Source organism: Kribbella caucasensis (assembly GCF_004361855.1).
Lineage (GTDB): Bacteria > Actinomycetota > Actinomycetes > Propionibacteriales > Kribbellaceae > Kribbella > Kribbella caucasensis.
Map to the genome: position 1 here is coordinate 163,314 of NZ_SNWQ01000002.1, position 25,031 is coordinate 188,344.

Below are 25,031 nucleotides of genomic sequence, written 5' to 3' on the forward strand. Positions count from 1 at the left end.
CCGTCGATTCCAGGTGGCCGCGGTGAGCGCGGAGCCCAGCCGGCCGACGATGATCGACGTGGCGAAGCGGGCCGGGGTCGGGCTCGGCACGGTGTCGCGGGTGGTCAACGGCGGGGCCGGTGTCCGGGCGGAGACCGCCAGCCGGGTCCATGCCGCGATCGAGGCGCTAGGTTTCCAACGCAACGAGGTCGCTCGCGCGCTCCGGCCGGGGAAGAAGTCGGCCAGCCTGGCGCTGGTGATCGGCGACCTGACCAACCCGTTCTATGCGACCATCGCGAAGGCGTCGCTCGAGGTCGCCGCGCAGTCCGGGTTCGCCGTCGTCCTCGGCAGTGTCGACGAGGACCCAGAAGGCGAGAAGCGGGCGATCCGCGAACTGGTCGGGCGGCAAGTGGCCGGGTTGATGATCGTGCCGGACCAAGGGGACCACTCGTTCCTGGCCGGCGCCGGCGTACCGGTGGTGTTCCTGGACCGGCCGGCGCACGGGATCGAGGCCGATATCGTGATGGTCGACAACGAAGGCGGCGGCCGGCTCGCGACCGAACACCTGCTGGGCCAGGGACATCAGCGGATCGCGATCCTGCTCGCCCCGTCGTACTACACCACCGGCCGCCGGCTGCGTGGCTATCGCCGGGCCCACCGGACGGCGGGTCTCACCGTGGACGAGTCGCTCGTCGTCCAGCTCCCCGAGGGCACCACCGAGGCGGCCGAGAAGGCGACTGGTGAGCTGATGGACCGGCCGTCCCCGCCGACCGCCATCTTCGCGTCCACCAACTTCGTTGCCGAGGGCGTCCTTCGCGCGCTGCGTCTGGTCGCCGACCAACCGGCCGTAGTCGGCTTCGACGATTTTCGGATGGCCGACATGCTGCCCACCCCGGTCACGGTGGTCGCCTCCGACACCGAGGAACTCGGCCGCACCGCCGCCACCCTCCTCCTCGGCCGCGCAGCCGGCACCAACACCCGCCCACCTCAACGCATCATCCTCCCCTGCGCCCTGATCCCCCGAGGCTCCGGCGAACGCCCACCCTTCTCCTGAAAGGAAAACTCGAAGCTCACCGCTCCAGGAATCGATACCGTCGGTCGGGTGATCACCCAAGTCGATGACCTGCCCGTGTACTACGAGTCATACGGCGATGGACGGCCGATCGTCTTCCTGCCCGGGTGGGGAAACGCCAACGGTGAGGCGCAAGCCGTCCACGAGCCGGTCTTCGGTGCGGGACGCGACCGCTGGCAACGCATCTACCTCGACCCACCGGGCACCGGGCGGACTCCTTCTCGCCCTTGGATCACCAACCAGGACGGCATGCTCGACGTCATCACCCGCGCTGTTGACACGATCGTCGGCGACCAGCCCTTCGCCCTGGTCGGTACGTCGGCCGGCGCACTGCACGCCCGGGGAATCGTCCACCGCGACCCGACCCGAATCCTCGGCCTCCTGCTCCGAGTCCCCGGCGTCATCGTCGACCGTGCCCAGCGCACGCTTCCCGAACCAGGCGGCCTACCCACCACCCCAGACTTCCTGGCCGCCCAGCAGGACAAGGAGACCCGCTTCTACCTGCCCGCCGAAGAACAGGCCGATCTGGAATTCCTCAACACCATCCAGTCCGACGTCACCACGTACTCCCTCTCCTTCGACCTCGCCGCCCGCCTCGACGCCCCGACCCTGATCGTCACCGGCCGACAGGACCACATCACCGGGTACGCCGACGCCTGGCCCCTCCTCGCCGACTACCCACACGCCACGTACGCCGTACTCGACGAGGCGGACCACAACCTCCCCATCCAGAACCACACCTTGTATCAAGCCCTGGTGACCGACTGGCTCACCCGCATGGAGACAGCTGATGCGCGCTGATACCCGTCTCATCGTCGACCGCTTTTGGGCGGACCTGTTCGGGATCACCGTTGAGGAACTGCATGCGCCTGGCACGAAGGCGATGTATGGGCGGAACCTGGTGTTCAAGCCGTGAGGCGCCCGGTCGCGGGGGCGGGAGCGACCGGGCGCCTATCTGTTCGAGCCGGATTGGGGTCAGAAGTTGGGCCAGGCCCAGCCGAGGTAGTTGGAGAAGTAGGGGAGTCTGGCGAGGCCGATCCTGCCGTTGACGCTGGTGGCCCAGAAGTAGCCGTCGCCGCGTGCCACACCGACATGGCCGTACGGGGCGGCGAGGTCCCAGAAGACGAGGGCGCCCTTGGGTGGGTTCAGGTCGCCTCGGTGGGCGGCGCCCCGGTTCACGGCGTCGTTCCAGTTCGCCTTGGCGGAGGCGTAGATGCCGGTCTTGCCGTACGAGTTCTCGGCGGCCATCTCGCAGTACCCCTGGAAGGCCGTCGAGCCGTTGCGGGCGGAGTACCAGGCGATCGACTTGTCGGCGCGCGGGTTGGTCGGACACAGGGGTGCGACGAGTCCGGAGCTGCCGGTGTCGACGTACGCGTCGGAGATGTAGCCCTTGCCCGGGATGTGGTCCCAGATCAGGCTGCGGCCGAACTTGCCGGTCACGGGTTCGCCGTAGAGCTGGCAGTCGATGGTGACCGGTCCGTTGGGCTGGGTGCCGACCGAGCCGAAGGTGGTGGCGTTGCCGGAGCGGATGGTGACACCGGCCCCGCTGTCGGTGACGACGGTCCCGGTGGCGGCGTGCGCGGGCAGGGCGACGCCGCCGACGACGGCGGTGCCGCCGATCAGGGCGGTGACGGTGACGCGGATGACGGTACGGAGAAGGGCGGTCCGCATGGTGTGCGTCCTTTCGCTGGGAAGGAGGGCGGATCCTTGGCGATCGACCGGGGCGGTGGGGCGGGGAAGGTATTCAATTCGGCACTGGTTGCAGAGAATCAAAGAGTCACCGCGTTGTCGCAGTAGGCAACGGAAAATCGTTACCTGTGAGATCGTGATCCGGTGACTGTGTGACCTGGGAGTCCACCGTGAGGCCAGCACAAGCTCGGAACGTGATCGGCAGCCGGATGCGGGAGCTGCGGGAGGCGGCTGGTGTGCCGCTGAGCCGTGCGGCCGCGCTGTCCGGCTGGGACAAGGGCCACCTGTCCCGGGTCGAGCGCGGTCACACCAAACCCAGCCGCGAACTGATCGAGTGGTACGACGTGTCGTTCGGCGCCGGGGACGCGTTGGTCAACCAGTTGGTGGAGCTCGACGCGGCCGTCCGGGCCGGCAAGGACGTCTCGCAACGGGACCTGCGGCGGCACGTCGTACCGATGCTCCTCGGTGGTTCGGTCCCGGCCGACCACCATCCCGACGATCGTGCCGAGCTGGTCGGCGAGACCGTGCCGGACGGGACCAGGGTCGCCCGCGACCAGGAGTTCGAGAAGACCTGGGAGATCCGGAACAGCGGTGACCGTCCCTGGTGCGATCGCTGGCTCACCCGTCAGGGCGCCGCGGCGACTCCCGGCTGGTTGCGGTCGCCCCACCGCGCGCGGCTGCCGGACGCCGTACCGGGTGAGGTCGTGACCGTGCGGATGACGTTGCAGGCGCCATCGCAGGTCGGTGCGTCCACGGCTTATTTCAAGGTGACCGACGAAGCCGGGCGGCTGTACTACCCAGGCCTGGAGTCCGCGCCCGTCTGCTGCACGATCTTCACCGTCTACGAGTTGTAGCGCGGGTTGTAGTGCGGGTTCTCCCTTGTGCCTGGGCCAAGTACTGGCCTCGGGGGCCGTCGCCGAATTAGGTTCGAGCATCCTGACCGCCCGGCAACACAGGAGCTGCACTGTGTTCAAACCTCACCGACTCGCGGTGGCACTGTCGGCGCTGCTGGTCGCGCCGCTGCTGACTGCCACCACTGCCACGGCGGCGCCCACGCTGACGGACCCGCCGACTCCGGCCATCCCGCAGAAGTATCTCGACCAGCCGATCACCTGGTCGGTCTGCTCGTTCGACGCCGCGGTGAAAGCCCTCTACCCGCAGGCGCCGACCACCGACTGCGCCAAGGTCAAGGTGCCGATGGACTGGGCCAACCCCGACGCGCACCCGGACGTCGAGGTCGCCATCTCCTACAGCAAGTCGCTCGGCACCTCGCGCGGCCTGATGACCACCAACCCGGGCGGCCCGGGTGGTGCCGGCCTCACCCTGTCGGCCGCTCTGGCGACCGAGAAGCCGCAGCTGTTCCAGGACTTCGACCTGCTCGGCTTCGACCCGCGCGGCTTCGGCCAGAGCACCCCGCTGCGCTGCCTCACCACCGCCGAGGCACTGAACGCGCTGCCGGTGACACCGGACTACAAGGAGCGCACCAAGCTCACCCACCAGACGGAGGTCGCCGAGGCGAAGCTGTACGCCGACGCCTGCTCGGCCACCGAGTTCGGCCAGTTCGTCAGCAGCCAGCAGACCGTGTACGACATGGAGTTCCTGCGGGCGCTGTTCAAGTCCCGTCAGCTCAGCTTCATCGGCTACAGCTACGGCACCTGGCTGGGCGGCTGGTACGCCGACACGTACCCGTCGAAGGTCGGCCGGTTCGTGCTCGACTCGAACATGGACTGGACCCACACCCAGTGGGACAACGTGAACTTCGACCCGTTCTCCGGCCAGCGCCGCCGCGACACCCAGCTGTTCCCGTGGATCGCCCGGCACGCCGACCAGATCCAGGGCCTCGGCAAGACGCCGGCCCAGGTGCTCGCCCGCTACAACGGGATCCGCGCCTCGCTGGTCACCCTGGTCAAGGCCGGCGAGAGCTCGGTCCGCGGTGACAACCTGGACGGCACGATCTACAGCACCATCTACGGCAACGTCCGGTTCATCCGGGCCACCGTCGACATCCTGGTGCACGACGAGTACACCAAGAACCCGTCCGACTCCGGCGAGATCGAGCTCCAGCACGTCGACCGTGCGTGGGCCCGGCTCGCGCCCGAGCTGCAGGCGTTCGACACGCTCGCCGCGATCAGGGCCCGGTACGGCGTGACGCCGGCGGCCGCGAGCACCATCGCCGCCGCGAAAGTGGATTCGCTGAAGGACGTGATCGCGGACGCGCGGGAGACCGCTGCGAAGGCGACCTCCCCCGACCAGGAAGTCAGCCTCGGCGCGGTCGGGACCACCGTTCGGTGCAACGACACGGCTTGGAACAAGGACCCGAGGTTCTACCTCCGCGAGGCCGACCGGATGGCGAAGAAATACACCTTCTTCGGCTACATGAACGGCGTGCCGATGTGCGCGTTCTGGAAGTACGCGCCGCAGGACCGCAAGCTCGACCTGACCGGATCGCCCCGGATACTGATGGTCCAGGGCGAGCTCGACCCGGCCACGTCGTACGAGGGTGCGCTGCGGACGCACAACGACACCCCGCGGGCCACCCGGTTCGTCGCGATCGACGACGAGGGGCAGCACGGCCAGTACGTCGGGTCGGCGTCGGCGTGTGCCGAGGCGATCGGCGACCGGTTCGTGTTCAGCGGTGAACTGCCGGGCAAGGACCAGGTCTGCGGGACCAGCCCGCTGCCGGCCGAGTTGTCGGTCTTCCCGGTCGACGGCCCGGTGGACGGGAACGCCGTACCGCTGCCGAAGTCGAAGGCGAACACCGGCAAGCTCAGCCCGCTGCTGCAGCAGACGCTCGACCAGGTCGCCGCAAGCTCGCTGCGCTAGTACCAGCACGACTAGGGCCCGGTGGCGATCCACCGGGCCCTAGTGTCCCGTGTCGGGGCACGAGTTATGCCCCGAACTCTGCGTCCAGCTCCGCGTCGATCTCGGCCTTGCGTTTGATCCAGCGTTCGCTCAGGCCCTCGACCTCGGTCTGGATGAACTCGAGGAAGCCGAGGGTGGCGCGGACCCGGCGGTTGGCCGGGGTGCCGTCGCCGGTGGACGCGAGCATCTGCCGCAGCGTCTCCTCCCAGCGGACCAGGAAGCGGTCCTGCCGCATCATGCTGTCGTACCAGAAGTCGTCCTGGACCACGTAGACGTCGCGGCGGCTGCCGGGCTCCCGCTCCCGGCTGGCCAGCCGCATCTGCAACAGGTAGTTGACCGCGCCGGAGACGGCGGCGGGACTGGCCTGCAACCTCTCGGCGAGCTCGGCGGCGGTCAGCCGGCCGTTCTCACTGGCCAGGATGGCGGCGAAGACCCGGGCCGACATCCGCGGCCAGCCTGTGTCGGCCAGCAGGTTGCCGAACTGCTCGGCATGCCGCTGCACCGCCTCGTCGTCTCGTTGTGCGCTCACCGCCTCATCATCTCCTGTCCGTGACCGAAAAACCTGACGTGTGAGAAACGTGTTAGCAATATTCACAATCTTCTGAATGAAGTGTACGTTATGAATCATGACATCAGCCATCGTGGTCTCCGGACTGCACAAGTCGTACGGGAGTACGCACGCCCTCGACGGTCTCGACCTGGATGTCGCGACCGGTGAGGTGCACGGATTCCTCGGCCCGAACGGCGCCGGGAAGTCCACCACCATCCGGGTCCTGCTCGGCCTGCTGAAGGGTGACGAAGGGGACGTGTCGCTGCTCGGCGGCGACCCGTGGCGCGACGCCGCGACCCTGCACCGGCGGCTGGCCTACGTCCCGGGTGACGTGAACCTCTGGCCCAACCTGACCGGTGGCGAGGTGATCGACCTGCTCGGCCGGCTGCGTGGCGGCCTGGACCCGAAGAAGCGCGACGACCTGCTCCGCCGGTTCGACCTGGACCCGACCAAGAAGGGCCGCACCTACTCCAAGGGCAACCGGCAGAAGGTCGCCCTGGTCGCGGCGCTCGCCTCCGACGTCGAACTGCTGATCCTCGACGAACCCACCTCCGGCCTGGATCCGCTGATGGAAGAGGTGTTCCGGCAGTGCATCGAAGACGAACGCCAGCGCGACCGGACGGTGCTGCTGTCCAGCCACATCCTGTCCAAGGTCGAGGCGCTGTGCGACCGGATCAGCATCATCCGCAAGGGCAAGGTGGTCGAGACCGGCACCCTCGCCGACCTGCGGCACCTGACCCGTACGTCGATCCAGGCCGAGCTGGCCGCGTCGCCGAACGGCCTGGCCCAGCTGCCTGGCGTCCACGCTCTCGATGTCCAGGGCAACCGGGTCCGCTGTGAGGTGGACACCGCCCAGCTCGACGCCGTGATGCGGCAGCTGTCCGCCAGCGGGATCCGCAGCCTGGTGGCCCAGCCGCCGACGCTCGAGGAGCTGTTCCTGCGCCACTACGAAGACGACACGATCGCTTCTGAACCTGAGGTGGCCGTGCGATGAAGGACTTCGCCGGTACCAAGACCCTGGTGCGGCTCGCCTTGCGCCGCGACCGGGTCCTGATTCCCTTGTGGATCGTGGTGTTCGCGGGGATGGCCGCCAGTTCCGCGCAGGCGTCCATCGAGCTCTACCCGGACGTCCAGTCGAGGGTCGAGGCAGCGGAGACGGCGAACTCGTCGCCCGCTCTGGTCTCGCTCTACGGGCGGATCTGGGACCCGACCTCGCTGGGTGAATTGTCGCTGTTCAAGTTGACCTCGTTCGGTGCGCTGCTGGTCGGGTTGCTCGCCGCGATGCTCGTCGTACGGCACACCCGTACCGAGGAGGAGACCGGACGGCTGGAGCTCCTCAGCGCCGGAGTAATCGGCCGGTACGCCGCTGTCACCGCAGCTCTCCTGGTGTCCGGGCTGACCGTCGTACTGGTCGGCCTGCTCACCGCGTTGAGCCTGATCGGTGTCGGGCTGCCTGCCGCCGGTTCGCTCGCCTTCGGTCTGACCTGGATCTCGGGCGGCCTCGCGTTCGCGGGTATCGCTGCCGTGATCGCCCAGCTCACCGAGGGCGCCCGTACTGCGAACGGTCTGGTCGCGATCGTCCTGGGCATCTCCTACGTACTCCGTGCACTGGGTGACTCCGCGGCCGATGGGAGTACGCAATGGGCGTCCTGGTTGACGCCGATCGGGTGGGCCCAGCAGATCCGTCCGTTCGCGTCGGACCGGTTTGCCGTGGCCCTGCTTCCGTTGGCGTTGCTGGCCGTGCTCGTGTTCGCTGCGTTCGCGTTGCTTCGCCGGCGGGACGTCGGGGCAGGTCTGGTCCGGCCACGCCCGGGTCCCGCCGTGGCCGCGGCGTGGTTGCGGTCGCCGCTTGCGTTGGCGTGGCGGTTGCAGCGTGGCGCGCTGTACGGGTGGACGTTTGCCTTCCTGTTGCTCGGGTTCCTGGTGGGGAACATCGCCAGCAACGTGGACGGGTTCGTGTCCTCGGAGAGCGCCAAGGAGATGATCCAGAAGCTCGGTGGGGTGCAGGAAATCACGGACGCGTTCCTGTCCACAGAGATGGGCGTGATGGGTCTGCTCGCCTCCGCTTTCGGCATCCAGGCGGCGCTCCGGCTCCGGTCCGAAGAGACCGCCCTGCGCGCCGAACCACTGCTCGCCACCGGCATCACGCGGACCAGCTGGCTCGCCAGCCACGTCGTGATGGCCCTGTCCGGTACCGGCATCCTGATCCTCGCCGGCGGTCTCGGCTCCGGGATCTCCTCCGGCGCCGAACTCGGCAACATGGGCCGCCAGGTCCCCCCGATGCTCGCCGCCGCCGCGGTCCAGCTGCCCGCGATCTGGATCGTCACCGCCCTGGTTGTGCTCCTCTTCGGCCTGGCCCCGAAGCTGGTCACCGGCGCCTGGGTCCTGTTCGGCTTCTTCCTCCTGATCGGCCAGTTCGGCCCGCTCTTCGACCCCCCCGACGCGGTCATGGACATCTCGCCCTACGCCCACACCCCCCGCCTCCCCGGCAGCGACTTCTCCGCCACCCCAGTCATCTGGCTCACCGCAACAGCTGCTGTCTTGTTGCTAACCGGCGCAACCACCTTCCGCCGCCGAGACATCGGCTGAGATTCGTACATTTCGACATGAGGTAGTCGCTCCTCCTCAGGGTGGCTGAGCGTGCCGGCCACGGCACGTCAGGTCGCCGGGGTGACTACCTCATGTCGATCGGTACAACGTCTACGATCGCCAGGTGGAATCGGTCTTGAGTGGGCGGTCGGGGGAGTTTGTCGGGTTCTGGACCGAGCGGCGGCTGTGTCTGCTGAGCACGGTGCGGAAGGACGCGACCGTGCATGTGGTGATGGTGGGGGCCACGGTGGATTTCGAGGCTGGGATGGTGCGGGTGATCTGTTCGGGCGGGTCGCACAAGGCGCGGCAGATCCGGTCGGCCGGGCTGGGCGGGGCCGCGGTGGCGGTCAGCCAGACGGAGGGCGGGACTTGGTCGACGCTGGAGGGGCGCGCGGTGGTGAGTGACGATCCCGAGCGCGTGGCGGATGCCGTACGCCGGTACGCCGAGCGCTATCGGCAGCCGCGGGTGAATCCTGAGCGCGTGGTCATCGAGATCACGGTGACGAAGGTGCTCGGCAATGCCTGAGTCGGTGACGGTCGTCGGTATAGGCGCCGACGGTTGGGAAGGGTTGTCGCCTGCCGCCCAGGAGGCGGTTCGGTCGGCTGAGGTGCTGATGGGCAGTGTTCGGCAGTTGGGCTTGGTTCCTGAGGATACTGCCGAGCGGATCAGTTGGCCTTCACCGCTGTCCGAGTCGTTGCCGGGGTTGTTGGCGGAGCACCAGGGAAGCCGGATCTGCGTGTTGGCCAGCGGCGACCCCACCTTCCATGGGATCGGAACCACCCTGACGCGGTTGCTCGGTGCGGAGGCTGTCCGGGTGATCCCGCATCCGTCGAGTGTCTCGCTGGCCTGTTCGCGACTCGGCTGGCCGCAGGATCAGGTGCAAGTGGTCAGCCTCGTCGGCTACCCGGTTGAACTCGTGCACCCGCACATCCAGCCCGGCCGTCGACTCGTGATTCTGAGTTGGGGTGCGCACACTCCGGCCGAGGTCGCGGAGTTGCTGATCGCGCGCGGGTACGGCGACAGCGAGTTCACCGTGCTGGAGCAACTCGGCTCAACAAACGAAGTCGTCAAGAAAACCGTCGCCAAGGACTGGACGAACACCGCAGACCCGCTCAACGTGATCGGCGTCCTCTGCCGAGGTGAAGGCGCCGAACTCCTGCCGACCACACCGGGCCTGCCGGATTCGGCGTACGAGAGTGACGGCCAGCTGACCAAACGCGAGGTTCGCGCGGTCACCCTGTCCCGGCTCGCACCAGTCCCCGGGCAGTTGCTGTGGGACGTCGGCGGCGGCGCGGGCAGTATCGCGATCGAGTGGCTGCGGCATCACCCGAGCTGCCGCGCCGTCGCGATCGAGCGGGATCCCGATCGCGCCAAGCGCCTCGACCGGAACGCGGCGACCCTCGGCGTCGCAGTACGGACCGTGGTCGGCGAAGCGCCATCGGCCCTGAAGGATCTCGAAGCGCCGGACGCGGTCTTCGTCGGCGGCGGCGCGACCGTCCCCGGCGTGATCGAGTCCTGCTGGGATGCGCTCAGGCCGGGTGGCCGGCTGGTGGTCAACGGTGTCACGCTCGAGACCGAGGCGTTGATCGCCAACTGGTACGCCGAGCTCGGTGGTGACCTGGTTCGGCTGTCGGTACAGCGCGCGTCGCCGGTGGGCGGGATGACCGGATGGCGGCCCGCGATGCCCGTGACGATCTGGAGCGTGACGAAATGACGGTCCACTTCATCGGCGCCGGTCCGGGCGCGGCCGACCTGATCACGGTTCGCGGGCGGGACCTGATCGCGAGTTCGCCGGTCTGCCTGTACGCCGGTGCGCTGGTGCCCGTCGAACTCCTCGACCACTGCCCATCGGGTGCCCGCAAGATCGACACGGCGAACCTCGACCTCGACCAGATCCTCACCGAACTTGTCACCGCTCATCGGCAAGGCAGCGACGTCGCGCGGCTGCATTCCGGGGATCCGTCCGTGTTCAGCGCGATGGCCGAGCAGATGCGCCGGCTCGACGCGCTGGGGATCCCGTACGACGTGACGCCCGGCGTACCGGCGTTCTCGGCGGCCGCGGCCGCACTGAAACGCGAGCTGACCGTGCCCGAGGTCGGCCAGACGGTCATCCTCACCCGGATCGCCGCCCGCGCGACCGCGATGCCGCCCGGCGAGGACCTCGCCACCCTCGGCGCCAGCCGCGGCACGATCGTCCTGCACCTCGCCGTCCAGCACATCGAACGACTCGTCGAGGAGCTCACCCCCAACTACGGCGAGGACTGCCCGGCCGCGGTCGTCGCCCGCGCCTCCCGCCCGGACGAACTCATCCTCCGCGGCACCCTCGCCGACATCGCCAAGCAGGTCCGCGAAGCCGGCGTACTGCGGACCGCTGTCGTGATCGTCGGCCGGACCCTCGCCGCCGCGAACTTCCCCGACAGCCACCTCTACTCGACCACCCGCGAACGATGAAGATCCTGCTCCTGGGCGGAACCGGCGAGGCGCGCGAACTCGCCCAGGTGCTGACGCCCGACTTCCACGTGATCTCGTCCCTCGCCGGCCGGACCACCGACGCGCACGTGCCCGCAGGCGAAGTACGGCGTGGTGGGTTCGGCGGAGTGGACGGGCTGGTCCAGTGGTTGCGGGACAACCCGGTCGACGCAGTGGTCGACGCGACGCATCCGTTCGCGGCGGTGATGACCGAGCACGCGGTCGAGGCGACGCGTCTGGTCGGCGTACCGCTGCTCGTACTACGGCGCCCGGGCTGGACAGAGACGCGTGGTGACGAGTGGCACTGGGTTTCGTCCGCGACCGCGGCGGCCCGGATTCTGCCGGCCGTCGGATCACGGGCGTTCCTCACGATCGGGCGGCAGGGGCTCGGGGACTTCGCGGGGACGGGACTGTGGATCCTGGCGCGCTGTGTGGATCCACCTGAGCCGGCGCCGTCCTGGTGTGAGGTGATCCTGGATCGCGGACCGTTCGAGTTGGCGGCCGAGCTGGCGTTGCTGCGGGAGCACCGGATCGACGTACTGGTGACCAAGGACAGCGGGGGAGCCCAGACCTCGGCGAAGCTGGTCGCCGCGCGGGAGCTCGGTCTGCCGGTCGTGATGATCCGGCGGCCGGCGCTTCCTGCGGGTGCCGCCGTGGTCGAGTCGGTGGACCAGGTCGTCAACTGGCTCCGGGCGCCGCGTCGGTAGACTCGCGATCCCATGGGAATTCAGATCGCGCCTAGCATCCTGACCGCCGACTTCGCCCGGCTCGCCGACGAGGCCGCCGCCGTGTCGAACGCCGACTGGCTGCACGTCGACGTGATGGACAACCACTTCGTGCCCAACCTCACCCTCGGCCTGCCGGTGGTCGAGTCGCTGGCCAAGGCCGCATCGCAACCGCTCGACTGCCACCTGATGATCGAGGACCCCGACCGCTGGGCGCCGGGGTACGTCGAGGCCGGCGCGTCCAGCGTCACCTTCCACATCGAGGCCTGCCGCGCCCCGATCCGGACCGCCCGGGAGATCCGCGCCAAGGGCGCGCGCGCCGCGATGGCGTTGAAGCCGGCCACCCCGATCGAGCCGTACGAGGACATGCTGTCCGAGCTCGACATGATCCTGATCATGACCGTCGAGCCCGGATTCGGCGGGCAGAAGTTCCTCGACGTGTGCATCCCGAAGATCCGCCGTACTCGCGAGCTGGTCCGCAAACACGGCCTCGACGTGTGGATCGAGATCGACGGCGGCGTCTCCGCGGAGACCATCGAGCGATGTGCCGAGGCGGGCGCGGACGTCTTCGTCGCCGGTTCGGCGGTGTACGCCGCCGACGACCCGAACGCGATGGTCGAAAACCTCCGCGCCCTGGCCCAGAACGCGAGCAGCCAGAACGCGAGCTAGCACCCGAGCCGTTGGTTCACCTACTCCGGGAGGTTTGCATGACCGAGCCGAAGCCGGTGGAGAGCTGGCTGACCGATATGGACGGCGTGCTGGTGCACGAGGAGCGCGCCATTCCGGGGGCCAGCGAGTTCATCCAGACGTTGCAGACGTCGGGGAAGAAGTTCCTGGTGCTGACCAACAACTCGATCTTCACGCCGCGTGATCTGCGGGCCCGGTTGCTTGCCGGTGGCATCGATGTGCCGGAACACGCGATCTGGACGAGTGCGCTGGCGACCGCCCAGTTCCTCGACGATCAGCGGCCCGGCGGTACGGCGTACGTGATCGGTGAGGCCGGGCTGACCACCGCGCTGCACGAGATCGGCTACGTGCTGACCGACCGCGCGCCCGACTACGTGGTGCTGGGGGAGACCCGGACGTACTCGTTCGAGGCGATCACGAAGGCGATCCGGCTGATCTCGGACGGCGCCCGGTTCCTCGCTACGAACCCGGATCCGACCGGTCCGTCCACCGAGGGCCCACTGCCCGCGACCGGATCCGTTGCTGCCCTGATCACCCGCGCCACCGGCGTCGCGCCGTACTTCGTTGGCAAGCCGAACCCGCTGATGATGCGCAGCGCCCTCAACCGCATCGAGGCCCACTCCGAGACGACCGTGATGATCGGCGACCGGATGGACACCGACATCATCAGCGGACTCGAGGCGGGCCTGCGTAGCGTGCTGGTCCTCACCGGCTCGACCGGCGAGCACGAGGTCGACCGCTTCCCCTACCGCCCGACCCGCATCGTCGAGTCCATCGCCGACGTCGTCCCACTGGTCACCGCACTGGCCTAGCGGCACCAGATCGGGTAGAAAACGTAGCCCTTGGCCTTCAGCGTTTTGAGGATGGCCGGAAGTGCGGCGACGGTTTGGCTGCGGTCGCCGCCACCGTCGTGCATCAGGATCACCGAGCCGTTGCGTGCCCCGTCGAGCACCTGGCGTACGACGGCCGCCGTACCGGGCCTCGCCCAATCGCGCGAGTCGATCTTCCACCGGACGACGTCCTTGCCGAGGCTCGCCGACCGCTTGGAGACGAGGCTGTTCACACTGCCGTACGGCGGTCTCAGGCAGCGCGGGGTGTAGCCGGTCTGCGCTTGGATGTACCGGTCCGTCGTCTGGATCTGGTCCTTGAAGGACGCCCACGAGACGGTGCGGAGATCGGGGTGTGACCAGGTGTGGTTCTGCACGCTGTGGCCGAGCAGGTGGACGCGCCGACTCAGCTCCGGATGTCTCGCCACCTCCTCGCCGACCTCGAAGAACGTTGCCTTGGCCCCATAGGTAGCAAGGATGTCGAGGATCTGCGGCGTGTACTTCGGGTCAGGACCGTCGTCGAAGGTGAGATACACGTACTTCGCCGGATCGGCCGCCGGGGACACGGCGGCAGTCGGACCACCTGCCTGCCGGGGCGGAGCGGACGCCGCTATCACGAGCGCGGTGATCACGCCGATGACCAGTGTCGCGATCATCAGGCCGGCAGCCCGGCGACCCTTGCGCGTCAGACGAAGAACCATGCGTCCCTCCGGACGTAGGCGACCTCACTACCTCACCGTTCCTAGACACTGAGCAGAACTGTGTCCTGGTCGGTGGGCGGCCCCGAACGGTGTTGGGTCGCCTGGTTGCCCGCGTACGTGCTCCTGGTCGGTGGCACGGATCGTGTCCGTGGTCCGGGTCCTGGGTGGCCGGCTTCCTCGCGCCCTGGGGTGCCTGATCCGGCCTGGAGGGTCCGATGCCCGGCAGCATCCGTCTGGTGCTGTCGGGGCGGTGTCGTCCGTCGCCGGATCTGGTGCCCGAGGGCGCGTCTCCCGATCGCGATGGCGGCTGCCTCGTGTCGGGTGGTCTTGTGGGTGGGGGTGCTGGTGGGTTTCTGCCAGTGTTGGGCGCCCCACCGGCTGGTGTAGGCGGGGTCGACGGCGATCACCGCGATCCCGGCTTCGGCGGTCATGGCGAGTAGTCGTGTCCGGAGTCTGCTGGTGGGCATACCGGACACCAGTTGCCGGAACCGTTTGCGTCGGCCGTGTTGTTCGCGGGTCTTGGAGTCGGTGAAGTCGAGGTCTTCCACGGCGATCGCCTTCACCCCGGACTGTTTGGCCCAGTGCAGCAGTCGGGTGAGGGCGTGCCGCACCTGGGCGTCTCGGCGGGTGGCGGTGCCGGTGAGGTCGTAGGCGAAGGTGCGTGGCTTGCCGGTGGGGTTGCCGTGGGTGTCGAGCCGCCAGGCGGCGAGGTGGTCGGCGTTCATGTCCACCCCGATGACTTCACCTGCCCGGAGTGTCTCCAGCAGTATTACGGTCGTGTCCTTGCGTTGCCAGGAGGCGTCCAGGTACCAGCGGTCCTTCCCCGGGTTGTGGTGGATCCGGTAGGCGACGGCCCGGTTCGCTTCTACCCGGTCGCCCCACTCGTGGCCGCGGTGGCCGAATGTGACTCGCCCGGTGAGGACGTACCTGCCGTGCGGGGCGTTCGCCAGGTGTGTCAACGGCGCCGGGAGGCGGAGACTGACCTCTCCGTCGAGGGTGACGCGGATGGTTTCGTTGCCGCACCGTTTCCCTGACTCCCCGTCCGCGGACAGGAACCAGCGGGTGGCCTCCCACTCGTGCCGCCACTGGGCTTCGGTCAGTCCGGCGGCATTCAGGTTGTGCCGCTTGTTCAGCAACCGTTTGCCGCCGCGCACCACCGAGACGTGCCCGGCCGCACGGTCGGCCTCCACCGCCGCGAGGCGTGCTTCCAAGACGGTCAGGCGGCGGGACTTCGCGTGCCATTCCTGCCGCGAACGGTACCCACCCGGCTGGCCGCTGCGGCCGGGTTCACCGACGGGCAGGCAGAGCCGGTCCCGGATAGTGCGGACACCGGCCGTCAGGGACTGGGCGTGGGCGTGCTGGGCGCGGCGGGCCAGACCCCACTGGTCGTGGGTGGCCTTCGTGATCGACCCCGCCCACCGTGACGACGAGGATGCGGTCAGGTCCCGCTTCCGATCCGCCCACCTGTCGCTGTCGTGGTCGAGTCCGTCGCGAACCCGGCAGGCCAGATCCGCTGAGGCCAGACGCCCCAGATGCTCGCCCACCGTTCGCAGCACCACCTCGTCGCCAGCGGTCAGCCCTTTGATCCGGTCACGGATGCACACCCCCGTCCCCGGGGACGCCACAAACGGACGCGCGACAGAGCGGAGACGGGTCACTCGAACTCTTCCGCCGTGGACCGCCACACCACCCGGCCAGTGGCCGCGTCCACCACCCGAACCTCGACCTCCGCGGGGTCATCGACACCCTCGATCGCTGTGGCCACAGCAACAGACCGCGAGGCGTACACAGTCGTGAACGCCCCCGCGGGGAGCCAGTCGCTCGACAACTCCACATCACTCTCAATCCGGAACATGACCACCATCCTCCCCGTCGCCACCGACAACAACTCGAGGGCCGACACCGAGTCGGGCGCAGCCGACTGCTCTGTCAGATTCACTCCTCCAGGATACAAACTAGAACACACATACGCTTACTATCACGCGGTATGTCGCGAACTGTTCGTACCCCTCCACCATCGGTGCGACCGACCGAAAAGTAAGCGGCCACGCCGCTTCCTCGTCAACTACCTCGAATACCGGACAGCTGGAGCCGGTCCCTACCTGCACCAGGTCGGGTAGAAGAGGTACCCCCTGGCCGTCAGGGTTTTGAGGATGGTCGGTAGCGCGGCGACGGTTTGGCTGCGGTCGCCGCCGCCGTCGTGCATCAGGATCACCGAGCCGCTGCGTGCCCCGTTGAGCACGCGGCGCACGATCACCGACGTACCAGGCCGGGACCAGTCGCCGGTGTCGATGGTCCAGAGCCGGACCGTCTTGCCGAGGCCGGCCGCGCGACGATAGACGAGGCTGTTCACCGCGCCGTACGGCGGTCGCAGGCAGCGCGGGGTGTAGCCCGTTTGCGCGCGGATACGGCTGTCGGTGTTGAGGACCTGGGATCTGAACGTCGACCAGGAGACGTTCCGCAGGTTCGGGTGGGACCAGGTGTGGTTCTGCACGCTGTTGCCGTACAGGTGCGCCCGCCGGGTCAGGTACGGGTAGCGCGCGACGTTCTGGCCGATCTGGAAGAACGTTGCCTTCGCCCCGTAACTGCGCAGGATGCTGAGGATCTGCGCGGTGTACTTCGGATGCGGACCGTCGTCGAAGGTGAGGATGACGTACGGCGCGGGTGGCGGTGCCCACTCGCTCGCCACGGGCTGTGCTTGCGGGGTCGACGTTTGTGGTGGTGCTGGCGTCGAGGTTGCCGCGAACCCGAGCGCGACGATCAGCCCCAACGCGGCGACCGTCCAAAGACCTAGTGTCCCGTGTCGGAGATTCCTTGACGTGGGCGGTGCCTGGGCGCCGCCCACTGTCAAGCAATCTCCGACACGGGACACTTGCCGGCCGACCCTGGCCGGGAACCGAGAAGACCGAAGCATGACTGCCCCCAGTAGCCGATGACAACAACCCCACCATCGGCGCTCGGTCCCCAAAAGACCAGAGCCCAAGTGTTACAGCACCTGGGACAGGAACTGCTGCAGCCGCGGCGACTCGGCGGCCGTGAAGAGCTTCTCCGGTACGCCGGACTCCACCACGACGCCGTGATCCATGAACGCGACCTGGTCCGCGACCTGCCGGGCGAACCCCATCTCGTGGGTGACGACGACCATCGTCATCCCCGCGGACGCGAGGTCGGCCATCAACGCGAGCACGCCCTTCACGAGTTCGGGGTCGAGCGCCGACGTGGCCTCGTCGAACAGCATCACCTCGGGCCGCATCGCCAGCGCCCGGGCGATCGCGACCCGCTGCTGCTGACCGCCGGACAGGTTGCCCGGCCGCGCGGACGCCTTCTCCCGCAGTTCGACCAGGTCGAGCTGGGCGAGTGCCGCGTCGGCCGCCTCCTCCTTGGTCAGCTTCTTGATCTTGCGCAACGGCAGGGTGATGTTGTCCAGCACGGTCTTGTGCGGGAACAAGTTGAAGTGCTGGAACACCATCCCGATCCGGCGCCGCAGCTGGTCGGGATTGCTGGTCAGCACGGATTCACCGCCCATCCGGATGTCGCCGGCATCCGGTTCGAGCAGCCGGTTCACCGCCCGGAGCAGAGTGGACTTGCCGGACCCGGACGGCCCGATAACGCACGCGGTCTGTCCGGCCGGTACGGCGAGGTCGACGCCGCGCAGCACCTTGTTCTTGCCGAAGGCGAGCTCGATCCCCGACACCTCCAGGCTGGCCGCCTCGAACGATTGCACCCCCACCCCACCGCCCCGGTCAGGCCGTGTCTGGTCCTCAGCGGTGGTCGGCATGAGCTAGCTCCTCGATCTCGTGTTCCTCGGGACGTCCTTCGCGCAGTCGCCGGTCGAACCAGTTGACCAGGTGCGTCAGCGGCACCGTGATCACCAGGTAGAAGATGCCGGCGAGCAGCAGTGGGGAGAGGTTCCCGTTGGTCGCCGCGGCGTCCTGGCCGATCCGGAACAGCTCGCGCTGGCTGGCGAGCAGGCCGAGGAAGTAGACCAGGCTGGACTCCTTCACCAGGGCGATGAACTGGTTCACCAGGGCCGGCAGGACCCGGCGTACCCCTTGCGGGATGACGACGAGCCACATGCCGGCGCTGTAGCCGAAACCGAGCGCGCGGGCGGCCTCGAGTTGACCCTTCTCCACGCTCTGGATGCCGGACCGGAAGATCTCCCCGATGTACGCGGCCGCGATCAGCGACAACGCGAGAATGCCCAGCGGGTAGGGATTCGGGCCCCACCAATGCCGGGTGATAGGGGACAGCCCCTGGCCGATCAGCAGGATGGTCAGGATCGCCGGCAGGCCGCGGAAGATGTCGGTGTAGATCTTCGCGGGCCAGCGCAGCAAGCGTTTCCGGGACAGGCCCATCACCGCCACGATCATGCCGAGCACGGTGCCCAGCACGACCGAGGCGGCTGCCAGGATGAGGGTGTTGACGAGTCCCACCTTGAGCATCTCGGGTAGAACCGCCCGCATCGACTCCCAGTCGAGGAAGGTGTCTTTCAGAGTGGACCAGATGTCCATCAGCCGGCGGCTGGGGTGGTGCTGGTGGTCGCCTTGGGCGTGCTGAACTTCACGTTCCCGCTACCCGGCTTGAACGACGCGGGCACGGCGCGGCCCGGGTAGTACTGCTCGACCAGCTTGGTCCAGGTGCCGTCGGCAATCACCTCGTCGAGCGCCTTGTTGACGGCCTCGCGGAGCTGGTCGTTGCTCTTGGCCACGGCGTACGCGGTCGGCGCGGAGCTGAGCTCCTTGGCGGCCAGGATGACCACACCGCCACCCTGCTCCTTGGCCATCTTCTCGCCGATCTCGGCAGGCGAGATCCACGCGTCCGCGGTACCGGCCTTGAGTTGGCCGACGGCGGCGTTGTAGTTCGGGACGCGAACCGGGTTCAGGTCCTTCTGGGTGGCGTAGTCGTCCTGGACGGTGCCCTGGACAACGACCACCCGCTTGCCACTGAGCTGGTCGAAGGAGGTGATCCCCGAGGTCTTGGTGGTGTTCAGGCCGAGGTAGCCGAAGTCGTAGCCGTTGCTGAACGCAACCGTCTTCTTGCGCGCCTCGGTGATCGTGATGGAGGAGCTGCCGAGGTCGTACTGGCCGCTGTTCACCTGGGACAGCAGCGCGGAGAAGTCGGTGCCGACGAACTCGGGCCTGAGGTTCAGCTTGGCCGCGACGGCGGTGATCAGGTCGTTGTCGAACCCGGTGAACTTGCCGTCCTTGACGTACACGTTCGGCGGTGCGTCGGTGAGGGTGCCGATCCGCAACGTGCCGGGCTGGATCAGGCCGAGGTCGGGGCCGGCGGCATCGGTCTTGTCATCGCTACCGCAGGCCGCGAGCGCGACGGCCAGGGTGACGGCCGTACCGAGGGCGGCGAACCGGCGGAAGGCGCTGATGGCGCGCACAGGTATCTCCTTTGAGAACGTGGTGGTTTGGTCGGTGGGGTTGGCCCACCGCACGACGTTAACGTCACCCAGCGGTACCGAATTCCACCGTGACACCGGCTGAGACGGCGCCGGAATGTCCACCTGACTCGTGGTATATCAGCCCGATTGTCGATCGCGAGTCACTTCTTATTGACAAGGCCGGCGCTGCGGCGGACTGTCCTGTCTAGGGGGCAAGTTCAGGGGGCGAGGCAAATGACAACCACCGAGACGTTCAATCTCCTGGAGCCTTACGAGGTCGCGGAGGAGACGTTTGTCATTCCCTGGGCCCTGGAGGCCCCGCCGGTCGGGCACTTCCCGATGAATTCGATGGTGATCCGTGGGGCTGAGCCGGTGCTCGTGGACACCGGGGCGCCGGCGGTACGGCCTCAGTGGCTGGAGGCCGCCTGGTCCGTGGTCGATCCGCTCGACGTGCGGTGGGTGTTCCTCACCCACGACGACCGTGACCACGCCGGCAACCTCTTACCGGTCCTCGCGGCATGCCCGAACGCGACGCTGCTGACGACCTGGTTCTCGATCGGACGCATGGCCGACGAGTGGGAGACGCCCCTCAACCGGTGCCGTTTCGTGAACGAGGGTGACACCGTCGACGTCGGTGACCGCACGCTGGTCGCCATGCGGCCACCGTTGTTCGACAACCCGACGACCCGCGGCCTGTTCGATTCGAAGACCAACGTCTTGTGGTCGGTGGATACCTTCGCGACGAACGTGCCTACTCCCATGCCCGATATTGCGGAGCTGTCAGCCGACGAGTTCCGGGATGGCCAATTCTTCGGTGGACGCCTGGTCTCCCCCTGGGCCGCGTGGCTGGACAGCCAGAAGTTCCAGGCGGTGGTGGACGACATCCAGCGGCTTGACGCCGACGTCATCGCAGGCTGCCACTCGCCCGTGCTTCGCGGGCCCCGGATCGCAGAGGCGTTTGACCTCCTGCGTCAGCTTCCTGATATTCCGCCGTGGCGGGAGTTCACGCAGGCCGACCTCGACGCCTGGATGGCGGCCGCCGAGGGGTCGGTCCCGCCGGAACAGCCGCGGCCGTCGGACACTTGATGGGGCGGTGCAGGGACCGAGTGGTGGAAGCAACATTCGGGGCGCTGCGGGCCGTCGTACACTTCAACTACGAGTGAACCCACTCGCGTGCTCCGGGGTCGGTGTAATTCCGAGCCGGCGGTGACAGTCCGCGACCCGGCCGTGCAGTTCGGCGGCCGGTTGACCTGGTGGAATTCCGGGACCGACGGTGAAAGTCCGGATGGGAGGCGCACGCGATCGGCGGGTGCGCTCCGGCGACCGGTCAGGCCCGCAATCAGAGGGGCCAAGGCACCGAGTCGGTCCGGTCGCGCGCGTGCCGGTTGTCATGGCCCCGGAGTGCGACCGTGACAACGAGGGATCGTCTGTGGAGAACGCTTCACCGGTCGACGTCGCCTGGATGCGCCGTGCGATCGAGCTGGCCGCCCGTGGGATCGGGAGCACGCATCCGAACCCGGTCGTGGGCTGCGTCATCACCAGTCGCGAGGGGCAGCCGGTCGGCGAGGGCTTCCACGCCGTTGCCGGTGGCCCGCATGCCGAGGTGGTGGCGCTCCGGATGGCCGGCGATCAGGCTCGCGGCGGTACGGCGTACGTGACGCTGGAGCCGTGTAACCACACGGGCCGGACCGGGCCGTGTGCGGACGCGCTGATCGAGGCCGGGATCGCCCGGGTGCTGTACGCCGTACCGGATCCGAACCAGCAGGCGGCCGGTGGCGCCGAGAAGCTGCGCAGCAAGAATCTCGCGGTCGAGCAAGGTGTTCTCCAGCAGGAGGCCGAAGAGGTCAACCAGGTGTGGTTGCACAGCGTCCGGGCCGGGCGACCCTTCGTGACCTGGAAGTTCGCGACCACCCTCGACGGGCGTAGCGCGGCGCCGGACCGGTCGAGCCGGTGGATCACCGGTGAGCTCGCCCGCGCCGACGTACACCGCAAGCGGGCCGAGTGCGACGCGATCGCGGTCGGGACCCAGACCGTGCTGGACGACGACCCCGAGCTGACCGTCCGCGACCAGCTGGACCGGCCGGCGCAACGGCAGCCGCTCAGAGTGGTGGTCGGCGACCGGGAGATCCCGCCGACCGCCCGGGTCCGCAACGACCGGGCCGAGACGTTGCTGCTGCCCACCCACGATCCGGCCGAGGTGCTCCGGCAGCTCGACGACCGCCAGATCCGGCATCTCTGGCTGGAGGGCGGGCCGACGCTGGCCGCCGCCTTCCTCCGGGCCCGGCTGGTCGACCAGATCGTCGCGTACGTCGCGCCGGCGGTGCTCGGCTCGGGGTTCTCGGCGATCGGCGACCTGGGCGCGGAATCAATCGACCACCTGCGGCGGTTCCACTTGGCGGACGTCACTCGTCTCGGCGACGACGTCCGGCTGACCCTGACGCCGCTCGACCGAAGGACGTTCTGACATGTTCACCGGAATCGTCGAAGAACTCGGCACCGTCGAGTCGCTCGACCTGCTCGACGGGGACGCGGCCCGGCTCACCATCCGCGGACCCAAGGTCACCGAGGACGCCCGGCACGGCGACTCGATCTCGGTCAACGGCTGCTGCCTGACCGTGGTCGAGACCGGTGACGGCACCTTCACCGCGGACGTGATGCGCGAGACGCTGAAGCGCACCAGCCTGGGCAGCGCCGAGAAGGGTTCGCGAGTCAACCTCGAACGCGCGACCCAGGCGCACGCCCGGCTCGGCGGCCACATCGTGCAGGGACATGTCGACGGCGTCGGCACGATCGCGAGCCGCGAGCCGGCCGAGCACTGGGAGGTCGTCCGGGTGGCGGCCCCGGCGGAGATCCTCCGGTACGTCGCGGAGAAGGGCTCGATCGCGGTCGACGGAGTGTCCCTCACCGTCACCGACGTCGACGACTCGACCGGCACGTTCGGGATCAGTCTCATTCCCACCACGCTCGAGCTCACCGTGCTCGGCCGCAACAAGGTCGGCGACACCGTGAACCTCGAGGTGGACGTCATCGCCAAGTACGTCGAACGCCTGCTCACCGCGGGCGGAGGACCGGATACCGTTGCTGGAGGCAAGTAATGGACTTCTTCGACTGGTTGCTGCACGAGCGGGTGACGATCGCCGGCTCGCCGGTGCTGGTCCGCGAGATCGTCGGCAACGTGTTCGGCCTGGGCAGCGCGCTGTTCGGGATGCGCCGGCTGGTCGCGGCCTGGCCGGTCGGCATCGTCGGTAACGTGCTGCTCTTCACCGTGTTCGTCGGCGGCCTGTTCGACACGCCGCAGGACAAGGACCTGTGGGGTCAGGCCGGTCGCCAGGTGTTCTTCGCCCTGGTCAGCCTCTACGGCTGGTACCGCTGGTACCAGACCCGCCACGGCGGCGCGGCGACCGGCGTACAACCGCGGTGGGCGACGGCTCGCGAGCGCATCGAGCTGCTCGGCGCCGCGGCGGTGCTCTACACGATCTCGTACTTCGTCCTCCAGGCCCTCGGCTCCTGGGGTCCGCAGTGGGACGCGTGGATCCTGACCGGCTCGATCCTCGCCACCTACGGGATGGCCCGGGGCTACGTGGAGTTCTGGCTGATCTGGATCGCGGTCGACGTGGTCGGCGTACCACTGTTGCTGCAGGCAAAGTTCTACCCGTCGGCCGCGATGTACGTCGTCTACGGGTTGTTCTGCGTGCTCGGATTCGCCGCCTGGTGGCGGATCAACCAGCGCGAGAGTGTCGCGGCGGCCCCCGAACCAGTGGCGGTGAGTTAGATCATGGGCGAACTGTTGAAGCTGGACACCATCGAGAACGCGATCGACGAGATCCGGGCCGGCCGCCCGGTGATCGTGGTCGACGACGAGGACCGGGAGAACGAGGGCGACCTGATCTTCGCGGCGTCCAAGGCGACCCCGGAGTTGCTGGCCTTCCTGATCCGGTACAGCTCGGGCGTGGTCTGCGTGCCGATGGAGCCGGCCGATCTCGACCGGCTCGGCATCCCGCTGATGACACCGCACAACCGCGAGCGGATGCGGACGGCGTACACGGTCTCGGTCGACGCGCGGGACGGCATCAGTACCGGGATCTCGGCGGCGGACCGGGCCCGGACGATCCGGGTGCTGACCGATTCGGCGTCCGAGCCGTACGACATGGTCCAGCCCGGGCACGTGTTCCCGCTGCGCGGGCGGGACGGCGGCGTCCTGGTCCGGCCCGGGCACACCGAGGCCTCGATCGACCTGGCCCGGCTCGCGGGGCTGACGCCGGCCGCGGTGATCTCCGAGCTGGTGAACGACGACGGCACGATGAAGCGCGGGCCGCAGCTGCGGCAGTTCGCCGACGAGCACGGCCTGGTACTGGTCTCGATCGCGGACCTGATCAGCTACCGGCGCCGTACCGAGAGCCAGATCCAGCGGGTCGCCACCACCACCCTGCCGACCCAGTACGGCGATTTCGTTGCCCACGGCTACCGGAACATCGTCGACGGGTCGGAGCAGCTGGCTCTGGTCCGCGGCGAGATCGGCGACGGGCCGACGCTGGTCCGGTTGCACTCGGAATGCCTGACAGGTGACGTCTTCGGCTCGCTCCGCTGCGACTGCGGTCCGCAGCTGGACGAGGCGATGCGACAGGTCGCACACGAAGGCGGCGTGGTCGTGTACCTGCGCGGTCACGAGGGCCGGGGGATCGGGCTGCTGCACAAGCTGCGGGCGTACGAGTTGCAGGACGCCGGCCGGGACACGGTCGACGCCAACCTCGACCTCGGGCTGCCCGCCGACGCCCGCGACTACGGCACCGGCGCGCAGATCCTGGCCGACCTCGGCGTCACCTCGGTGAAGCTGCTGACCAACAACCCGGACAAGCTGGCCGGCGTCCAGGGCTACGGCATCGACGTGGTCGAGCGCCGCGGCATCTCCATCGACCCGACCGAACACAACCTGCGCTACCTGCGCACCAAGCGCGATCGGATGGGCCACCACCTGCCCACCGGGACCGACGAGAAGGGAGCCAACTGATGTCGGGTAGCGGAGCACCCACGATCGAGACGCCTCGCGCGGAAGGTGCCCGGGTCGCGGTCGTCGCGGCGCAGTGGCACCCGAAGGTCACCGACTCCCTTGTCGCCGGGGCGATCCGGGCGCTCGAGGAGTCCGGCGTCACGGAGTACAAGGTGATCCGGGTGCCTGGCTCCTTCGAGCTGCCGGTCGCGGCGCTGCACGCAGCAAAGGGCGGGTACGACGCGGTGGTCGCGCTGGGCGTTGTGATCCGGGGAGACACGCCGCACTTCGAGTACGTCTGCCAGGCGGCTACGGAAGGGCTGATGCAGGTCGGGGTGACGACAGGGGTGCCGATCGGGTTCGGCCTGCTCACCTGCGACAACGACCCGCAAGCCCTCGACCGCGCGGGCCTGCCGGACTCCCGCGAGGACAAGGGCTACGAGTCAGCCCAGGCCGCGCTAAGCACGCTCGTCGCCATCAAGGGGCTGTAATCACCCCACCCGT

The 25,031-nt window shown here is 68.5% G+C and carries 28 protein-coding genes and 1 riboswitch; of the genes, 19 read left to right on the plus strand and 9 right to left on the minus strand.

The features are described from left to right. Positions 1–22: 22 nt before the first annotated feature. From EV643_RS04890 to EV643_RS46380, 3 genes are read left to right on the plus strand one after another with little or no spacing between them, the layout of a single operon-like run. Positions 23–1,033 (plus strand): LacI family DNA-binding transcriptional regulator, encoded by a 1,011-nt coding sequence (locus EV643_RS04890; RefSeq protein ID WP_238165364.1) that lies wholly within the window; start codon positions 23–25, stop codon positions 1,031–1,033. 48 nt (positions 1,034–1,081) lie between these two features. Continuing rightward, positions 1,082–1,852 (plus strand): alpha/beta fold hydrolase, encoded by a 771-nt coding sequence (locus EV643_RS04895; RefSeq protein ID WP_166665325.1) that lies wholly within the window; start codon positions 1,082–1,084, stop codon positions 1,850–1,852. Beyond that, positions 1,842–1,967, plus strand: a complete 126-nt coding sequence (locus EV643_RS46380; protein ID WP_255512934.1) for a hypothetical protein — start codon at positions 1,842–1,844, stop codon at positions 1,965–1,967. The genes EV643_RS04895 and EV643_RS46380 overlap by 11 nt, the downstream gene beginning before the upstream one ends. Positions 1,968–2,026: 59 nt before the next feature. Here EV643_RS46380 and EV643_RS04900 read toward each other — a convergent pair whose 3' ends face one another. After that, positions 2,027–2,722 (minus strand): CHAP domain-containing protein, encoded by a 696-nt coding sequence (locus tag EV643_RS04900; RefSeq protein ID WP_133798756.1) that lies wholly within the window; start codon positions 2,720–2,722, stop codon positions 2,027–2,029. Positions 2,723–2,910: 188 nt separating this feature from the next. Between EV643_RS04900 and EV643_RS04905 the strand changes: the two genes are divergently transcribed. Then, on the plus strand, positions 2,911–3,594 hold the full coding sequence (locus EV643_RS04905; RefSeq protein WP_133798757.1) for an NBR1-Ig-like domain-containing protein: 684 nt from the start codon (positions 2,911–2,913) through the stop codon (positions 3,592–3,594). 112 nt (positions 3,595–3,706) lie between these two features. Next, positions 3,707–5,563 carry an alpha/beta fold hydrolase gene (locus tag EV643_RS04910; RefSeq protein ID WP_133798758.1) on the plus strand — a complete coding sequence of 619 codons (1,857 nt, stop codon included), beginning with the start codon at positions 3,707–3,709 and terminating at the stop codon, positions 5,561–5,563. Between the two features lie 64 nt (positions 5,564–5,627). Here EV643_RS04910 and EV643_RS04915 read toward each other — a convergent pair whose 3' ends face one another. Then, positions 5,628–6,131, minus strand: a complete 504-nt coding sequence (locus tag EV643_RS04915; RefSeq protein ID WP_238165365.1) for a GbsR/MarR family transcriptional regulator — start codon at positions 6,129–6,131, stop codon at positions 5,628–5,630. A 97-nt stretch (positions 6,132–6,228) separates the two neighbouring features. On the opposite strand from EV643_RS04915, the gene EV643_RS04920 reads away from it, so the two are divergent. The 8 genes from EV643_RS04920 (at position 6,229) to EV643_RS04955 (ending at position 13,435) form a co-directional block, all read left to right on the plus strand. Beyond that, positions 6,229–7,146, plus strand: a complete 918-nt coding sequence (locus EV643_RS04920; protein ID WP_133798759.1) for an ABC transporter ATP-binding protein — start codon at positions 6,229–6,231, stop codon at positions 7,144–7,146. After that, the gene (locus tag EV643_RS04925; protein WP_133798760.1) at positions 7,143–8,741 is read left to right on the plus strand and encodes an ABC transporter permease; all 1,599 of its coding nucleotides are present in this window, start codon (positions 7,143–7,145) and stop codon (positions 8,739–8,741) included. The genes EV643_RS04920 and EV643_RS04925 overlap by 4 nt, the downstream gene beginning before the upstream one ends. A gap of 124 nt (positions 8,742–8,865) precedes the next feature. After that, the gene (locus EV643_RS04930) at positions 8,866–9,267 is read left to right on the plus strand and encodes a pyridoxamine 5'-phosphate oxidase family protein (RefSeq protein WP_133798761.1); all 402 of its coding nucleotides are present in this window, start codon (positions 8,866–8,868) and stop codon (positions 9,265–9,267) included. Then, on the plus strand, positions 9,260–10,456 hold the full coding sequence (gene cbiE / locus EV643_RS04935; protein WP_133798762.1) for a precorrin-6y C5,15-methyltransferase (decarboxylating) subunit CbiE: 1,197 nt from the start codon (positions 9,260–9,262) through the stop codon (positions 10,454–10,456). Before EV643_RS04930 ends, cbiE begins: the two co-directional genes overlap by 8 nt. Continuing rightward, a complete protein-coding gene (gene cobM / locus EV643_RS04940; RefSeq protein WP_133798763.1) occupies positions 10,453–11,193 on the plus strand; it encodes a precorrin-4 C(11)-methyltransferase in 741 nt (246 codons plus the stop codon). The genes cbiE and cobM overlap by 4 nt, the downstream gene beginning before the upstream one ends. Beyond that, the gene (locus EV643_RS04945; RefSeq protein ID WP_133798764.1) at positions 11,190–11,918 is read left to right on the plus strand and encodes a cobalt-precorrin-6A reductase; all 729 of its coding nucleotides are present in this window, start codon (positions 11,190–11,192) and stop codon (positions 11,916–11,918) included. Before cobM ends, EV643_RS04945 begins: the two co-directional genes overlap by 4 nt. Positions 11,919–11,930: 12 nt before the next feature. After that, entirely contained in the window at positions 11,931–12,605 is a 675-nt protein-coding gene (rpe, locus tag EV643_RS04950) for a ribulose-phosphate 3-epimerase (RefSeq protein ID WP_133798765.1), read from the plus strand. A 38-nt stretch (positions 12,606–12,643) separates the two neighbouring features. After that, the gene (locus EV643_RS04955) at positions 12,644–13,435 is read left to right on the plus strand and encodes an HAD-IIA family hydrolase (RefSeq protein ID WP_133798766.1); all 792 of its coding nucleotides are present in this window, start codon (positions 12,644–12,646) and stop codon (positions 13,433–13,435) included. Here EV643_RS04955 and EV643_RS04960 read toward each other — a convergent pair. The 7 genes from EV643_RS04960 to EV643_RS04990 form a co-directional block, all read right to left on the minus strand. After that, on the minus strand, positions 13,432–14,151 hold the full coding sequence (locus tag EV643_RS04960; RefSeq protein ID WP_238165366.1) for a polysaccharide deacetylase family protein: 720 nt from the start codon (positions 14,149–14,151) through the stop codon (positions 13,432–13,434). The two genes, EV643_RS04955 and EV643_RS04960, sit on opposite strands and share 4 nt — an antisense overlap. A 41-nt stretch (positions 14,152–14,192) precedes the next feature. Then, positions 14,193–15,755, minus strand: a complete 1,563-nt coding sequence (locus EV643_RS04965; protein ID WP_202869393.1) for an IS200/IS605 family accessory protein TnpB-related protein — start codon at positions 15,753–15,755, stop codon at positions 14,193–14,195. Positions 15,756–15,805: 50 nt separating this feature from the next. Further along, entirely contained in the window at positions 15,806–16,090 is a 285-nt protein-coding gene (locus tag EV643_RS04970) for a hypothetical protein (protein ID WP_133798768.1), read from the minus strand. A gap of 159 nt (positions 16,091–16,249) precedes the next feature. Further along, positions 16,250–16,921 (minus strand): polysaccharide deacetylase family protein, encoded by a 672-nt coding sequence (locus EV643_RS04975; RefSeq protein WP_238165367.1) that lies wholly within the window; start codon positions 16,919–16,921, stop codon positions 16,250–16,252. A 216-nt stretch (positions 16,922–17,137) separates the two neighbouring features. Then, a complete protein-coding gene (locus EV643_RS04980) occupies positions 17,138–17,929 on the minus strand; it encodes an amino acid ABC transporter ATP-binding protein (RefSeq protein ID WP_238165368.1) in 792 nt (263 codons plus the stop codon). Next, positions 17,913–18,662: an amino acid ABC transporter permease gene (locus EV643_RS04985; protein ID WP_133798770.1), complete on the minus strand. Its 750-nt coding sequence runs from the start codon at positions 18,660–18,662 to the stop codon at positions 17,913–17,915. The genes EV643_RS04980 and EV643_RS04985 overlap by 17 nt, the downstream gene beginning before the upstream one ends. After that, positions 18,662–19,540, minus strand: coding sequence for an ABC transporter substrate-binding protein (locus EV643_RS04990; protein ID WP_133798771.1), 879 nt, complete (start codon positions 19,538–19,540; stop codon positions 18,662–18,664). Before EV643_RS04990 ends, EV643_RS04985 begins: the two co-directional genes overlap by 1 nt. A 147-nt stretch (positions 19,541–19,687) precedes the next feature. Here EV643_RS04990 and EV643_RS04995 point away from each other — a divergent pair, with 147 nt between their 5' ends. From EV643_RS04995 to ribH, 6 genes are all read left to right on the plus strand, one after another. After that, a complete protein-coding gene (locus EV643_RS04995; protein ID WP_202869394.1) occupies positions 19,688–20,626 on the plus strand; it encodes an MBL fold metallo-hydrolase in 939 nt (312 codons plus the stop codon). A gap of 83 nt (positions 20,627–20,709) precedes the next feature. After that, positions 20,710–20,842, plus strand: a riboswitch (FMN riboswitch). Between the two features lie 160 nt (positions 20,843–21,002). After that, positions 21,003–22,004, plus strand: a complete 1,002-nt coding sequence (ribD, locus tag EV643_RS05000; protein WP_202869424.1) for a bifunctional diaminohydroxyphosphoribosylaminopyrimidine deaminase/5-amino-6-(5-phosphoribosylamino)uracil reductase RibD — start codon at positions 21,003–21,005, stop codon at positions 22,002–22,004. Position 22,005: 1 nt separating this feature from the next. Continuing rightward, positions 22,006–22,635, plus strand: coding sequence for a riboflavin synthase (locus EV643_RS05005; protein ID WP_133798773.1), 630 nt, complete (start codon positions 22,006–22,008; stop codon positions 22,633–22,635). Next, complete coding sequence (gene pnuC, locus EV643_RS05010; protein WP_133798774.1) at positions 22,635–23,312, plus strand: nicotinamide riboside transporter PnuC; 678 nt, start codon at positions 22,635–22,637, stop codon at positions 23,310–23,312. The genes EV643_RS05005 and pnuC overlap by 1 nt, the downstream gene beginning before the upstream one ends. A gap of 3 nt (positions 23,313–23,315) precedes the next feature. Next, positions 23,316–24,548: a bifunctional 3,4-dihydroxy-2-butanone-4-phosphate synthase/GTP cyclohydrolase II gene (locus EV643_RS05015; protein ID WP_133798775.1), complete on the plus strand. Its 1,233-nt coding sequence runs from the start codon at positions 23,316–23,318 to the stop codon at positions 24,546–24,548. Then, complete coding sequence (gene ribH / locus EV643_RS05020) at positions 24,548–25,018, plus strand: 6,7-dimethyl-8-ribityllumazine synthase (RefSeq protein ID WP_133798776.1); 471 nt, start codon at positions 24,548–24,550, stop codon at positions 25,016–25,018. The genes EV643_RS05015 and ribH overlap by 1 nt, the downstream gene beginning before the upstream one ends. The last annotated feature ends 13 nt before the right edge of the window (positions 25,019–25,031 follow it).

Coding starts and splice junctions, on each gene's coding strand:
- EV643_RS05015 (WP_133798775.1), top strand. CDS start 23,316: ATGGGCGAACTGTTGAAGCTGGACACCATCGAGAACGCGATCGACGAG.
- EV643_RS04945 (WP_133798764.1), top strand. CDS start 11,190: ATGAAGATCCTGCTCCTGGGCGGAACCGGCGAGGCGCGCGAACTCGCC.
- ribD (WP_202869424.1), top strand. CDS start 21,003: ATGCGCCGTGCGATCGAGCTGGCCGCCCGTGGGATCGGGAGCACGCAT.
- EV643_RS46380 (WP_255512934.1), top strand. CDS start 1,842: ATGCGCGCTGATACCCGTCTCATCGTCGACCGCTTTTGGGCGGACCTG.
- cobM (WP_133798763.1), top strand. CDS start 10,453: ATGACGGTCCACTTCATCGGCGCCGGTCCGGGCGCGGCCGACCTGATC.
- EV643_RS05005 (WP_133798773.1), top strand. CDS start 22,006: ATGTTCACCGGAATCGTCGAAGAACTCGGCACCGTCGAGTCGCTCGAC.
- EV643_RS04925 (WP_133798760.1), top strand. CDS start 7,143: ATGAAGGACTTCGCCGGTACCAAGACCCTGGTGCGGCTCGCCTTGCGC.
- EV643_RS04985 (WP_133798770.1), bottom strand. CDS start 18,662: ATGGACATCTGGTCCACTCTGAAAGACACCTTCCTCGACTGGGAGTCG.
- ribH (WP_133798776.1), top strand. CDS start 24,548: ATGTCGGGTAGCGGAGCACCCACGATCGAGACGCCTCGCGCGGAAGGT.
- EV643_RS04900 (WP_133798756.1), bottom strand. CDS start 2,722: ATGCGGACCGCCCTTCTCCGTACCGTCATCCGCGTCACCGTCACCGCC.
- EV643_RS04920 (WP_133798759.1), top strand. CDS start 6,229: ATGACATCAGCCATCGTGGTCTCCGGACTGCACAAGTCGTACGGGAGT.
- EV643_RS04955 (WP_133798766.1), top strand. CDS start 12,644: ATGACCGAGCCGAAGCCGGTGGAGAGCTGGCTGACCGATATGGACGGC.
- EV643_RS04980 (WP_238165368.1), bottom strand. CDS start 17,929: ATGCCGACCACCGCTGAGGACCAGACACGGCCTGACCGGGGCGGTGGG.
- pnuC (WP_133798774.1), top strand. CDS start 22,635: ATGGACTTCTTCGACTGGTTGCTGCACGAGCGGGTGACGATCGCCGGC.
- rpe (WP_133798765.1), top strand. CDS start 11,931: ATGGGAATTCAGATCGCGCCTAGCATCCTGACCGCCGACTTCGCCCGG.
- EV643_RS04960 (WP_238165366.1), bottom strand. CDS start 14,151: ATGGTTCTTCGTCTGACGCGCAAGGGTCGCCGGGCTGCCGGCCTGATG.
- cbiE (WP_133798762.1), top strand. CDS start 9,260: ATGCCTGAGTCGGTGACGGTCGTCGGTATAGGCGCCGACGGTTGGGAA.